The 13,477-nt window shown below is 69.0% G+C and carries 11 protein-coding genes; 3 read left to right on the top strand and 8 right to left on the bottom strand.

Translation table 11 applies throughout. The features are described from left to right. Positions 1 to 3 precede the first annotated feature (3 nt). Together STARVERO_RS16100 and STARVERO_RS16095 are read right to left on the bottom strand one after the other, a co-directional pair. The gene (locus STARVERO_RS16100) at positions 4 to 297 is read right to left on the bottom strand and encodes a hypothetical protein (protein WP_144340918.1); all 294 of its coding nucleotides are present in this window, start codon (positions 295 to 297) and stop codon (positions 4 to 6) included. 217 nt (positions 298 to 514) lie between these two features. After that, entirely contained in the window at positions 515 to 2,743 is a 2,229-nt protein-coding gene (locus STARVERO_RS16095) for a primosomal protein N' (protein ID WP_159600016.1), read from the bottom strand. 171 nt (positions 2,744 to 2,914) lie between these two features. On the opposite strand from STARVERO_RS16095, the gene STARVERO_RS16090 reads away from it, so the two are divergent. The 3 genes from STARVERO_RS16090 to STARVERO_RS23720 all read left to right on the top strand — a co-directional run bounded on the left by STARVERO_RS16090 (position 2,915) and on the right by STARVERO_RS23720 (position 4,604). Beyond that, positions 2,915 to 3,901, top strand: coding sequence for a tyrosine recombinase XerC (locus STARVERO_RS16090; RefSeq protein ID WP_159600014.1), 987 nt, complete (start codon positions 2,915 to 2,917; stop codon positions 3,899 to 3,901). A 25-nt stretch (positions 3,902 to 3,926) separates the two neighbouring features. Continuing rightward, positions 3,927 to 4,358, top strand: coding sequence for a VOC family protein (locus tag STARVERO_RS16085; RefSeq protein WP_159600012.1), 432 nt, complete (start codon positions 3,927 to 3,929; stop codon positions 4,356 to 4,358). A gap of 114 nt (positions 4,359 to 4,472) precedes the next feature. Then, positions 4,473 to 4,604, top strand: a complete 132-nt coding sequence (locus tag STARVERO_RS23720) for a hypothetical protein (RefSeq protein ID WP_272482958.1) — start codon at positions 4,473 to 4,475, stop codon at positions 4,602 to 4,604. A 228-nt stretch (positions 4,605 to 4,832) separates the two neighbouring features. On the opposite strand, the gene lpdA is transcribed toward STARVERO_RS23720, so the two are convergent. The 6 genes from lpdA to STARVERO_RS16055 all read right to left on the bottom strand — a co-directional run bounded on the left by lpdA (position 4,833) and on the right by STARVERO_RS16055 (position 13,407). Beyond that, positions 4,833 to 6,236 carry a dihydrolipoyl dehydrogenase gene (gene lpdA / locus STARVERO_RS16080; RefSeq protein ID WP_159600010.1) on the bottom strand — a complete coding sequence of 468 codons (1,404 nt, stop codon included), beginning with the start codon at positions 6,234 to 6,236 and terminating at the stop codon, positions 4,833 to 4,835. 40 nt (positions 6,237 to 6,276) lie between these two features. Next, positions 6,277 to 6,918 (bottom strand): LysE family translocator, encoded by a 642-nt coding sequence (locus tag STARVERO_RS16075; protein WP_159600008.1) that lies wholly within the window; start codon positions 6,916 to 6,918, stop codon positions 6,277 to 6,279. A gap of 28 nt (positions 6,919 to 6,946) precedes the next feature. After that, positions 6,947 to 8,188, bottom strand: coding sequence for a 2-oxoglutarate dehydrogenase complex dihydrolipoyllysine-residue succinyltransferase (odhB, locus tag STARVERO_RS16070; RefSeq protein ID WP_159600006.1), 1,242 nt, complete (start codon positions 8,186 to 8,188; stop codon positions 6,947 to 6,949). Positions 8,189 to 8,251: 63 nt separating this feature from the next. Then, entirely contained in the window at positions 8,252 to 11,230 is a 2,979-nt protein-coding gene (locus STARVERO_RS16065; protein WP_159600004.1) for a 2-oxoglutarate dehydrogenase E1 component, read from the bottom strand. Positions 11,231 to 11,565: 335 nt separating this feature from the next. Continuing rightward, entirely contained in the window at positions 11,566 to 12,531 is a 966-nt protein-coding gene (gene mdh / locus STARVERO_RS16060) for a malate dehydrogenase (RefSeq protein ID WP_144340910.1), read from the bottom strand. Between the two features lie 159 nt (positions 12,532 to 12,690). Beyond that, complete coding sequence (locus tag STARVERO_RS16055) at positions 12,691 to 13,407, bottom strand: DUF1003 domain-containing protein (protein WP_144340909.1); 717 nt, start codon at positions 13,405 to 13,407, stop codon at positions 12,691 to 12,693. Between the last annotated feature and the right edge of the window lie 70 nt (positions 13,408 to 13,477).

Raw genomic sequence — 13,477 nt, 5'->3', positions numbered from 1 at the left:
GGTTCAGGCTGCCGCTTCCACAATGGCGCTCGAGACGAGATGGGAGGTGCGCACCGGCACCATCACGTCGATGCGCGCCCACAGGCGCTCGGCGATTTCGGGGGAGGCGACGAAGGCGATCTCCGCCCGCATGTCGCCGAGATCGGCCGGGTCGATCCTGCCGTCCGGCGGACCGTCGAGCCGGATGCGGGTCGGCTGGACGTCGTGGACGGCGAAGGGTTCGAGCAGGCGGAGCATGAGATTGGGATGGGCATCGGCCTCGACGACGAGGCGATGGCGATAAAGGCCGGCGTTCATGGCTAGCGTCCGATGACGAGAATTTGGGAAGGCGTGCGTTCAGAAATCCCGGCCGAGCCTGTCGGCCGGGCGACGAATTCGCCGTCCCGCGCGAATGAGCGCGCTCTCGTTCGTGACCTTCATCATGGAGGGGGAAGCTAGGCGCCGGCCGCCGGTTCGTCAATGGCTTCGGGCAGGGGGAGGGGGTTAGGCGGGTACGCAGCAGGGCGGGCACCGGCTAGAGGAAGCTCTGCGGATCGATGTCGATCTCGACGCGCAGATTTCCCGTCGCGCGCGGCGCGCCCGCCATCCACGCCCGGACATAGGCGGAAAGGTCGAACTGGCGGGCCGAGCGCGCCAGCAGGCGGTAGCGATGGCGCCCGCGCACCAGCGCCAGAGGCGCCTCGGCCGGGCCGAGCACCCGCACCTCCCCGGTGAAGGGCGAGCAGGCGGCGAGCGCGCGGGCGTGCGCCTGCGCGGCGTGCGGATCGGTGCCGGAGACGATGAGGGCGGCGAAGCGGGCGAAGGGCGGCAGATGCGCCTCCTCGCGCACGCCGATCTCGCGGTCGTAGAAGGCGTCGCGGTCACCCGCCACCAGCGCCTGCATCACCGGATGCTCCGGCATGTAGGTCTGCAGGAAGGCCCGGCCCTCCATCTCATGGCGGCCGGCGCGGCCGGCGACCTGATGCAGGAGCTGGAAGGTGCGCTCGGCCGCGCGCGGGTCTCCGTGCCCCAGCCCGACATCGGCGTCGATGACGCCGACCAGCGCGAGGCCGGGGAAGTTGTGGCCCTTGGCGACGAGCTGGGTGCCGATGATGATGTCGACCTCGCCATCCTCGATCGCCTTCAGCTCGGCGCGCAGCCGCTCCACCCCGCCGGCGAGGTCCGAGGAGAGCACCTGCAGGCGGGCGTCGGGCATGAGCTTCGCCGCCTCCTCGTGCAGCCGCTCGACGCCGGGGCCGCAGGGAATGAGCGAATTGGGCTCGTGGCAGTTCGGGCATTCGGTGGGAACGGGCGTGGCGTAGCCGCACTGGTGGCATTCGAGCCGGCGGCGGAAGCGGTGTTCGACCAGCCAGGACGAGCAGGAGGGGCATTTGATGCGGTGGCCGCAGGCGCGGCACAGGGTGAGCGGGGCATAGCCGCGCCGGTTGAGGAACAGCAGCGCCTGCCCGCCGGCCTCGATGGTGCGCTCCATCTCCTGCGCGAGGCGAGGGGCGATCCACTGGCCGCGCGGCGGCCCTTCGCGGCGCAGGTCGATGGGTTCGAGGCGGGGCACCTTCGTGCCGGCGAAGCGTTCGGGCAAAGCGAGGCGGGTGTAGCGGCCGCGCCGGGCGTTCACCTCGGTCTCGATGGAAGGGGTGGCGGAGACGAGGGCGACAGTCGCCGCCTCCAGCCGCGCGCGCACCACCGCCATGTCGCGGGCATGGTAGTGCACGCCGTCTTCCTGCTTGTAGGCGTTGTCGTGCTCCTCGTCGACGAGGATGAGGCCGAGATCGGCGAAGGGCAGGAACAGCGCCGAGCGGGCGCCCGCCACCACGCGGACCTCGCCGGAGGCGACGCCCTTGAAGACGCGCCCGCGCCGCTTGGTCGACACCGCCGAATGCCATTCCGCCGGGCGCACGCCGAAGCGGCGGGCGAAGCGGTCGAGGAACGCCTGGGTGAGGGCGATTTCCGGCATCAGGATCAGGGTCTGCCGGCCCTGGCGGATGGCCTCGGCCACCGCCTCGAAATAGGTCTCGGTCTTGCCGGAGCCGGTGACGCCGTCGATCAGGAAGGGCTGGAAGGCGCGGGCCTTCACCGCCGCGACGAGGCGGGTGGCGGCCTCGGCCTGCGCGGGCAGCAGCTCGGGGCGGGAATGATCGGGATCGGGAGCTTCGGCGGCGGGCTCGGGGGGCAGCACGACGGTCTCCAGCACGCCGTCGTCGACGAGCCCGTCCACCACCGAGGGCGACACGCCGGCCTCGCGCGCGGCGTCGCTCTTGGAGCGCACGAAGCCGTCGAGCAGCGCGGCGATGACCCTCTCGCGCGCGCTGGTGCGGCGCTCCGGGCGACGCTCGGTGAGGCGCACGCCGGTGCGCTCGCGGGCGACGCCGGCGCTCTCGTCATGGCGCAGGGCGAGGCGCAGCACCATGCCGGGCGGCGTCACGGTGTAATCGGCGATCCAGCGGATGAAGTCGATCATCGCGGGCCGGAGCGGGGCGACGTCGTATTTGCGCTGGATCGGCTTGAGCCTGGCCGGGTCGACGGGCTTCGGGCTTTCCCTGGAGTCCTCCGTCCGCGGCCACACGCAGCCGAGCATGTGGCGGGTGCCGAGCGGCACCACCACGATATCGCCGACCGCCACCTCCATGCCCTCCGGCACCCGGTAGGAATAGGCCGAGCCCACCGCCACGGGCAGCAGGACGTCGACGACGCGCGCGTGCGACGGGAAGAGGGAGGGGGAATCGGCGGGGCGAGTATCCGGCATGGGAGGCTTCATAGCGCATCGGGGCGCCTTGCGGGATGACGGCTCGTTGAGCAAGACAACGTCATGGCCGGGCCAAGCCCGGGGCATGACGGCGCAAGGGGTAGCATCGGTCTACGAAACTTAAGGAAGATGCGGCACGATTGCGCGTCATTGCGGGACGGGAGCACGGCCATGGCCAGCACGGATGCGCAGAAGGCGGCGCGGGCGGAGATAGCGCTGCTCGCCGGGGCAGCGCCGGATGTCGCGCAGGCGCTGGCCGACTGGCTGGCCCGGCTCGGCCATGAGCGCCGGCTCTCGCCCAAGACCCGCGAGGCCTATGCGCGCGACGTGGCGGGCTTTCTCGGCCTGCTCGCCCGCCAGCTCGGCCGGCAGCCCGGCGTCGCCGACATCGCCGCCCTTCAGCCGCGCGACGTGCGGGCGGTGATCGCCGCGCGGCGGGCGGAGGGCATCGAGGCGCGCACGCAGATGCGCTTCCTCGCTGCCGCGCGCTCCTTCGGCCGGCATCTGGAACGCGAGGGGCTGGGCAAGGTCGGGGCGCTGACGGCGGTGCGCGCGCCGCGCATTCCCCGCACCCTGCCGCGCCCGCTGACGCCGGGCGACGCGCGCGCTCTCGCCGATCCGGCCACGCGGGCGGGGGAGGCGCGCGAGCCGTGGATCCTCGCCCGCGACGCGGCGGTGCTCGCGCTGCTCTACGGCTCCGGCCTGCGCATTTCCGAGGCGCTGGGCCTGACGCGCCGCGACATGCCCGAACCCGGACGGGGCGACCAGATCGTCGTTCACGGCAAGGGCGGCAAGACCCGCATGGTGCCGGTGCTCCGCCCGGTGCTGGAGATGATCGACGACTACGCCCGCGCCTGCCCCTACGAGCTGGAGCAGGCGGCGCCGCTGTTCCGTGGGGCGAAGGGCGGGCCGCTTTCGCCGCGGATCGTGCAGCTCGCGGTGGAGCGCATGCGCGGCGGGCTCGGCCTGCCGGACAGCGCGACGCCGCACGCGCTGCGCCATTCCTTCGCCACCCATCTGCTCGGGCGCGGCGGCGACCTGCGCTCGATCCAGGAACTTCTCGGCCACGCCTCGCTTTCCACCACGCAGATCTATGCGGCCGTTGATTCGGGCGCGCTGATGGCCGCCTGGAAGGCGGCGCATCCGCGCGCCCGATGATCCCGCCGCCGCCAAGGGGAACGCGATGACGCTCATTCGCCCGGTGATCGAGCATATGTCGATCGGGGTCTCGGACTTCGCCCGTTCGGTCGCCTTCTACGACGCGGTGCTGGCGCCGCTGGGCCTCGTGCGGGTGGCGTCCTTCGAGGAACCGGAAGGGTCCGCGTGCTGGGGCCCGGCCGGAGAGAAGCCCTCGCCCGAGGGGACGCCGGGCGCCGCGCCGTTCTGGATCCAGCACCGCGCCGATACCGTCGTTGCGCCCGCCGGTTGCCATTTCTGCTTCATGGCGCCCGACCGTCGGGCCGTGCAGGCGTTCCATGCCGCCGGGCTTGGGACGGGCGGCCGGGACGAGGGCGCGCCGGGCCTGCGCCCGCATTACGGCGAGGGCTATTACGCGGCGTTCCTGTCCGATCCGGACGGGTGGAAGATCGAGGCCCTCACCTACACGGGTGCGTGAGATCGCCGGGATTGCCGCCTATTGAGGCACCGGGGAACCGCTGCCGGGGTTTTCACCATGGCCGGGCTGGGACACACTTCCCCTTGGGAATCCACCCTGAGAGGAGACCGTTCGATGAAGCGTATCGTGACCGCTCTCTGTGCCCTGTCCTTCGCCGCCGCACTTTCCGGCGCCGCGCTCGCGGATTGCTCGCCGGGCCATGCCTCGGCGCAGCCGACCACGCAGACCGATTCCAAGGGTACCTGACGCCCGGAGCTCGCAGGCTTTCTTCCCCCGAACATGACGACGGCCCGGAAGGCGACTTCCGGGCCGTTTCATTTGAGATCTCAGGTTTGGCGTCCAAGGCTACGTCATGCCGGGGCTACGTCATACCGACCTTGGGCCGGGCATGACGTGCCCGGCTTGTGCAGGAGAGGGCGTGGATGGCCGGGCCAAGCCCGGCCATGACGGCGAACCAGCGGTTCTGCCGCCGCCTCACATGTGGATGGCGCGCTTCTCCACCGCCATCGCCGCCTCCTTCACCGCCTCGGAGCGGGTGGGGTGGGCGTGGCAGGTACGGGCGAGGTCCTCGGACGAGCCGCCGAACTCCATCAGCACGGCGCATTCGTGGATCATCTCGCCGGCCTCGACGCCGACGATGTGGGCGCCGAGCACCTTGTCGGTGGCCGCGTCGGCGAGGATCTTCACGAAGCCGTCGGTCTCGTCGTTCGCCTTGGCGCGACCGTTGGCGAGGAAGGGGAACTTGCCGACCTTGTAGGCGATGCCGGCTTCCTTCAGCTCTTCCTCGGTCTTGCCGACCGAAGCGACCTCCGGCGAGGTGTACACGACCGCCGGGATCACGTCGTAATTCACATGTCCGGCCTGACCGGCGAGCAGCTCGGCCAGCGCCACGCCCTCGTCCTCGGCCTTGTGGGCGAGCATCGGGCCGACGATGGCGTCGCCGATGGCGAAGATGCCGGGTACGCTGGTGCGGTAGTAATGGTCGGTGACGACGCGGCCACGCTTGTCCTTCTCGACGCCGAGCGCTTCCAGCCCCAGCCCTTCCGTGTAGGGCACGCGGCCGATGGCGACGAGCACGACGTCGGCCTCCAGCACCTCGGCGGTACCGCCGGCGGCGGGCTGGACCGAGACCTTGAGGGTCTTGCCCTTGCCGTCGACGCCGGTGACTTTCGAGCCGAGCTTGAAGGCGATGCCCTGCTTTTCGAGGATGCGCTGGAAGGACTTCGCCACGTCGAGGTCCATGCCGGGCAGGATGCGGTCGAGATACTCGACCACCGTCACCTCGGCGCCGAGGCGCCGCCACACGCTGCCGAGCTCCAGCCCGATGACGCCGGCGCCGACCACGAGCAGCTTGCCCGGCACCTTCTCCAGCGCGATGGCGCCGGTGGAGGAGACGATGCGCTGCTCGTCGATCTCGATGCCGGGGAGCTTGGCCACGTCCGAGCCGGTGGCGATGACGATGGCCTTGGTCTCCAGCGCCTTCTGCGAGCCGTCCGCCATGGCGACGTCGACCTTGCCGGGCGCGGGGATCGACGCGGTGCCGTGATAGGTGTCGATCTTGTTCTTCTTCATCAGGAAGGCGACGCCCTTGGTGTTGCCTTCCACCGCCTGATCCTTGAAGCCGAGCAGGGCCTTGAGGTCGAGCTTGGGCGTGCCCACGCCGATGCCCATCTTGGCGAAGCCGTGGCCAGCCTCCTCAAACAGGTGCGAAGCATGCAGCAGCGCCTTGGAGGGAATGCAGCCGATGTTCAGGCAGGTCCCGCCGAAGGTCGCGCGCTTCTCGACCACCGCGACCTTGAGGCCGAGCTGGGAGGCGCGGATGGCGCACACATAGCCGCCGGGGCCGGTGCCGATGACGACGAGATCGTAGGAGGACATGGGCGGTTCCTTGGAGACTTCCGGGAAATGTCGGGGATCGTCAGCCGACCTTCTGGACGGCGAGGCGCAGGCCGAGCAGCACGAAGGTCGCCCCGGTCACCCGGTTGAACCAGCGCCCGCACGCCTTGAAACGGGCGCGCACGACCGGATTGGTGAAGAACAGCGTGACGCCGGCGAACCATGCGACGAGCGCGGTGGCCATGCCGATGCCGTAGAGGAACGACACGGCCGCCGGGGTTTCATGGCTCACCAGAGCGGTGAACAGGGACAGGAAGAACAGGACGGGCTTCGGGTTCAGCGCGTTGGTGAGGAAGCCCATGCCGAAGCAGGCCGGCAGGGAGAGCGGTCGGCGGGAATGCGCGCCGGCCGCGAGTTCGCCCTCGTCGATCTCCAGCGGCTTCTCGAAGAACGATTTCACGCCGAGATAGACGAGATAGGCGACGCCCAGCCACTTGATGAGCGCGAACAGCGCCAGCGACTGCGAGACGATGAGGCCGATGCCCAGCAGCGTGTAGCTGATGTGGAACAGGAGCGACGCGCCGATGCCGAAGCTGGTGACCAGCGCGGCGCGTCGGCCATGGACCACGCTCTGGCGGACGACGAGGGCGAAATCCGCCCCCGGCGCCACGATCACCACCGCGAATACGGCCATCAGGGCCGCGAATTCGCTCAGATAGGTCATTGCGTCCTCCGCCGGGAAGACCCCCGGATCACAGGTCCAGCACGAGGCGGGTCGGGTCTTCCAGCGCTTCCTTGACGCGGACGAGGAAAGTCACGGCGCCCTTGCCGTCGACGATGCGGTGATCATAGCTCAGCGCCAGATACATCATCGGGCGGGCGACGATCTGGCCCTTCACCACGACGGGACGCTCCTCGATGCGGTGCATGCCGAGGATGCCCGACTGCGGCGCGTTGAGGATCGGCGTCGACATCAGCGAGCCGTAGATGCCGCCATTGGTGATGGTGAAGGTGCCGCCCTGCATGTCCTCGATGCCGAGCTTGCCGTCGCGCGCCTTGCGGCCGAGGCCGGCGATGGCCTTCTCGATGCCGGCGACCGAGAGCTGGTCGGCGTCGCGCACCACCGGCACGACGAGGCCCTTGTCGGTGCCGACGGCGATGCCGATGTGGTAGAAGTTCTTGTAGACGAGGTCCTGGCCGTCGATCTCGGCATTGACCTCCGGCACGTCCTTCAGGGCCTGGATCACCGCCTTGGTGAAGAAGCCCATGAAGCCCAGCTTCACGCCGTGCTTCTTCTCGAACACGTCCTTGTACTGCGCGCGCAGGCTCATCACCGCCGTCATGTCGACGTCGTTGAAGGTGGTGAGCATGGCGGCGGTGTTCTGCGCGTCCTTCAGCCGCTTGGCGATGGTCTGGCGCAGCTTGGTCATCTTCACCCGCTCCTCGCGGGCGGCATCGTCCGGCGCGGAGGGCGCGCGGGCGACCACCGGGGCCGGGGCGGGAGCCGCAGCGGCGCCGGTGGCGATGGCGGCGAGCATGTCGCCCTTGGTCACGCGGCCGTCCTTACCGGAACCGGCGAGCATGGCCGGGTTGAGGCCGGATTCAGCGGCGAGCTTGGCCACCGCCGGGCCGTTGGCGCCGGCCGGGGCAGCGGCGGGAGCCGCCGGAGCCGGAGCCGGCTTCGGGGCCTCGGCCTTGGGCGCTTCCGCCTTGGCTGCGGCGGGGACGGCGGCCGGAGCCGCCTTTGCCGCGCCGGCGCCTTCGCCGATGGAGCCGAGCAGGGCACCGACACCGACCGTCTCACCGTCCTTGGCGATGATCTCGGAGAGCACGCCGGCCGCCGGAGCGGGCACCTCGATGGTGACCTTGTCGGTCTCCAGCTCGACGATGGGCTCATCGGCGGCGACCGCTTCGCCCGCCTTCTTGAACCACTTGCCGATCGTCGCCTCGGTGACCGATTCGCCCAGCGTCGGAACGCGGATCTCGGTGGCCATGCTCGTTTTTCCTCACCGTTCGCCGACCCTCGTGGCCGGCACTCCCTCGAGTTTCGTGAAACGTCAGCCCAGCGCGTCCGCGAGGAACGCCTTGAGCTGTGCGAGATGCTTCGACATCAGGCCGGTCGCGGTCGCCGCGGAGGCCGGGCGGCCGGTGTAGCGCGGCCGGCTGGAGGCGGAGCCGGTCTGTTCCAGCACCCATTCCAGATAGGGCTGCACGAAGGCCCAGGCGCCCTGGTTCTTCGGCTCCTCCTGGCACCAGACGATCTCCGCCTGCTTGAAGCGCGAGAGCTCCTGCACCAGCGTCTTCAGCGGGAACGGGAAGAGCTGCTCGACGCGCAGGATGTAGATGTCGTCGATGCCCCGGCGCTCGCGCTCCTCGTAGAGGTCATAATAGACCTTGCCCGAGCACAGGACGACGCGGCGGATCTTGTCGTCGGCCTTCAGGTTGATGGCCTCGGGCGTGCGGTGGCCGGAGGTGGCGTCCGCATCGTCCCACAGCACGCGGTGGAACGAGGTGCCGGCGGCCATCTCGTCGAGCCTGGAGACGGCGCGCTTGTGGCGCAGCAGGCTCTTCGGCGTCATCAGGATGAGCGGCTTGCGGAAGTCGCGCTTGAGCTGGCGGCGCAGGGCGTGGAAGTAGTTCGCCGGCGTCGTCAGGTTGGCGACCTGCATGTTGTCCTCTGCGCACATCTGCAGGTAGCGCTCCAGACGGGCGGAGGAGTGCTCGGGGCCCTGGCCCTCATAGCCGTGCGGCAGCAGGCAGACGAGGCCGGACATGCGCAGCCACTTGCGCTCGCCCGAGGAGAGGAACTGGTCGAACACCACCTGCGCGCCGTTGGCGAAGTCGCCGAACTGCGCCTCCCAGAGGGTGAGGGCGTTGGGCTCGGACAGCGAGTAGCCGTACTCGAAGCCCAGCACCGCCTCTTCCGAGAGCATCGAGTTGATGACCTCGTAATGGGCCTGCCCCTCGCGGACATGGTTGAACGGGGTGTAGCGGTCCTCGTTTTCCTGGTCGATCAGCACGGAATGGCGCTGCGAGAAGGTGCCGCGCTCGCTGTCCTGGCCGGACAGGCGCACGGGATGGCCATCGAGCAGCAGGGTGGAGAAGGCCAGCGCCTCCGCCGTCGACCAGTCGAGGCCGGCGCCGTCCTCGAGGATCGCCTTGCGGCGCGCGTCGAGGAAGCGCTGGATGGTGCGGTGGACGTGGAAGCCCTCCGGCACGGAGGTGATCCGGTCGCCGATCTCGCGCAGCGTGTCGATCTCGACGCCGGTGTTGCCGCGGCGCGGATCGTCCTCGCCGGCGGCGGCCTTGAGCCCGGCCCAGCGGCCGTCCAGCCAGTCGGCCTTGTTCGGCTTGTAGGCCTGGCCCGCCTCGTATTCGGTGTCGAGCTTCGAGCGCCAGTCGGCGCGCATCGCGTCGATCTCGCCCGCCTCGATGACGCCCTCGGCCTCGAGCTTCTTCGCGTAGAGCTCCAGCGTCGTCGGGTGCTGCTTGATGGCCTTGTACATCAAGGGCTGGGTGAAGGCCGGCTCGTCGCCCTCGTTATGGCCGAAGCGGCGATAGCAGAACATGTCCACCACCACCGGCTTCTTGAAGCGCTGGCGGAACTCGGTGGCGATCTTGGCCGCGAAGGTCACGGCCTCCGGATCGTCGCCGTTCACGTGGAAGATCGGCGCCTCGATGGTCTTCGCCACATCCGACGGATAGGGCGATGAGCGCGAGAAGCGCGGATAGGTGGTGAAGCCGATCTGGTTGTTGATGATGAAGTGGATCGAGCCGCCGGTGCGGTGACCCTTCAGGCCGGACAGGCCGAGGCATTCGGCCACCACGCCCTGGCCGGCGAAGGCGGCGTCGCCGTGCAGCAGCAGCGGCAGCACCTGCGTGCGCTCGCTGTCGTGCAGCAGGTCCTGCTTGGCGCGGGACTTGCCGAGCACCACCGGGTCGACGATTTCGAGGTGCGAGGGGTTGGCGGTGAGCGACAGGTGCACCTGGTTGCCGTCGAACTCGCGGTCCGACGAGGCGCCGAGGTGGTACTTCACGTCGCCGGAGCCTTCCACCTCGTCGGGGGCCCAGGAGCCGCCCTTGAACTCGTGGAACAGCGCGCGGTGGGGCTTGCCCATGACCTGCGTGAGCACGTTCAGGCGGCCACGATGGGCCATGCCGAACACGATCTCCTTCACGCCGAGATTGCCGCCGCGCTTGATGATCTGCTCCAGCGCCGGGATCAGGCTCTCGCCGCCGTCGAGGCCGAAGCGCTTGGTGCCGGTGTAGCGCACGTCGAGGAACTTCTCGAAGCCCTCGGCCTCCACCAGCTTGTTGAGGATGGCGCGCTTGCCTTCGCGGGTGAAGGTGATCTCCTTGTCGGGCCCTTCGATGCGCTCCTGGATCCAGGCCTTCTCCTCGGGCGAGGAGATGTGCATGAATTCGACGCCCAGCGTCTCGCAATAGGTGCGCTGGAGGATCGCGACCATCTGGCGGACGGTGGCGAACTCCATGCCGAGCACGTGGTCGATGAAGATCGGCCGGTCGAGATCGGCCTCGCGGAAGCCGTAGGAGGCGGGGTCGAGCTCCGGCGCGGCGCGCACCGGCTCCAGGCCGAGCGGGTCGAGCTTGGCATGCAGGTGGCCGCGCATGCGGTAGGCGCGGATCATCATCAGCGCCTTGACGGAATCGCGGGTGGCCTGCTGCACGTCGGCGCTGGTCAGCTCGATGCCGGCCTTCTGTGCCTTCTCGGCAGCCTTGGCCTTGAGCTTGTCGCCGACCGCCTTCTCGACCTCGATCCAGTTGCCGTCCAGCGCCGAGACCAACTCGCCATTGGCGTGGATCGGCCAGCCCTGCTTCTTCCACGAGGCGCCGCGGGCGCTCTTCTCCACATCGGCCGGGACGTCCTTCAGCCCGGCGAAGAAGGCCTGCCATTCGGCATCGACGGAGGCCGGGTCGGCCTCGTAGCGGGCATAGAGGTCCTCGATCCAGGCCGCATTGGCGCCGTAGAGGAAGGAGGTGTTGAGGAAAGCTTCGTTCACGTCCGCGCGCGACATAGTCGGCTCCTGGGGGACCGTTGCGGTCCGGTGGCAGTGCTTTCTTGCCGTAGATCGCCCGAAACCTGCGGGTCGGGCTGCCTGCGGTGCTCCGGGATCGGGAGCGAAAGTCGGTAGGCTTCTATATAGGGTCCCGTATTCACGTCAGGAATGCCGCAGGAATGCGGCACCGGGATGCGAAAACGCATCGCTGGATACGCAAAGCAATATCGACGCCACTGTCGGGCATCGCAGGCGGCGGGGCGAGCCCCGCCGGTCTTTCTTCGGCCCGGAGGCCATCACGTCCTCGCGACCTTGCGGACCGCCTCGGCGGCCCGCCGGCGCGAGGCCCCGCCTCACTTGCCGAGGTCGGGAGCGATCTTCCGGCACTCGGCGACCAGCTCCTGGACGGAGGCGATCGACTTGTCGAGCATGGCCTGCTCGGCACCGTCGAGGCTGATCTCGACGATCCGCTCGACGCCGCCGGCGCCGATGATCACCGGCACGCCGAGATACAGCTTGTCCACGCCGTACTGACCGGCGAGATAGGCGGCGGCCGGCAGCAGGCGCTTCTTGTCGCGCAGATAGGAGGTCGCCATCTCGATGGCCGAGGCGGCCGGCGCGTAGAAGGCCGAGCCGGTCTTGAGCAGGTTGACGATCTCGCCGCCGCCCTTGCGGGTGCGCTCGACGATGGCGTCGACCTTCTCCTGCGTGGTCCAGCCCATCTTGACGAGGTCCGGCAGCGGGATGCCGGCGACGCCGGAATAGCGCACCAGCGGCACCATGTCGTCGCCGTGGCCGCCCAGCACGAAGGCGGTGACGTCCTCGACCGAGACGTTGAACTCGTCCGCGAGGAAGTAGCGGAAGCGCGCGGAGTCCAGCACGCCGGCCATGCCGACCACCTTGTGGGTGGGCAGGCCGGAGGCCTTCTGCAGCGCCCACACCATCGCGTCGAGCGGGTTGGTGATGCAGATGACGAAGGCGTCGGGGGCGAACTTGGCGATGCCGGCGCCGACCTGCTCCATCACCTTCAGGTTGATGCCGAGAAGGTCGGAGCGGCTCATGCCCGGCTTGCGCGGCACGCCGGCGGTGACGATCACCACATCCGCGCCCTCGATGGCCTCATAGCCGTTGGTGCCGACCAGCTTGGCGTCGAAGCCAAGAACCGGCGCGGCTTCCGCGATGTCGAGGCTCTTGCCCTGCGGAACACCCTCCGCCACGTCGAAGAGAACGACGTCGCCGAGTTCCTTGAGGCCTGCGAGAAGGGCGAGAGTACCGCCGATCTGACCGGCCCCGATCAGTGCAATCTTTGCTCGAGCCATGAGATTTCCTGACTTTCCGAGGGGGAGGGTGCGGCGGTCCGCCGCGCGCGGCTTCCGATAAACCTTATCGTCGTGGGGTTCAAGCGATGAAGGTCACGTGCGTATTTCCCCGCCACTACGACTTTCGGACACTGTATTGGTATACGAAATACAAGATGCCTAGCGCCTTCTCTGCGCGAGATCTTCCATGAGATCGATCTGTATCGATTGAATCTCCGCCAGCCGCTCCCACTGGCGCGTGAGCATGTGGTCGATCTTCTCGTGAAGATGGCGGATCTCGAGTTCGGCCTTCAGGTTGATGCGATAGTCGTTCTCCGAGCGCAGCCTGTCCTTCGCCTCCTGCCGTTTCTGGCTCATCATGATGACGGGCGCTTGAAGGGCGGCAATGCAGGACAGCACCAGGTTCAGCAGGATGAACGGGTAGGGATCGAAGGCCCCGAGCAGGCCGGCGATGTTCAGCGCCATCCAGATGCTGATGAACACCATGAAGGAGATGATGAAGGTCCAGCTGCCGCCGAAGGAGGCGATGGTGTCCGCCGCGCGTTCGCCGAAGGTGCGGTTGCCCTCGATCGACAGCTCGACATTCTCGGTCAGGATGTCGTTGGCCGCGAGGCTGTCGATGACCTCGTGGTCGAGCTGGCTCAGGTCGCCGCGCTCGGCCTGAAGCGTGGCGGCGATGTAGGCGGCCCGCTCCTTGGCCAGCGCGGCGCGGGAAATATAGGCGTCCGCCGGGATGGCTGGATGCAGCGCCCGGATGTGGTCCGCCAGCGCCGGGCGGAGCATGTCGAGCCGCACGCCGTCGCGGGAGGAGACGATGCGGCCGGTGAGGGCGCAGGTGTGTGTCGGCGCGTCGTTCTTGTGAAGGCGGCTGCTCATGCCGGGAGCGTCCGTGAGAGGGGGGGCAGGCTCCAGATTTGGGCGTCGCGCCCGGCCGATCAACCCCGAA

It is taken from the genome of Starkeya nomas (assembly GCF_902703545.1).
In the GTDB taxonomy this organism is placed as follows: domain Bacteria; phylum Pseudomonadota; class Alphaproteobacteria; order Rhizobiales; family Xanthobacteraceae; genus Ancylobacter; species Ancylobacter moscoviensis.
This window is presented reverse-complemented; position numbering and strand designations above follow the sequence as displayed.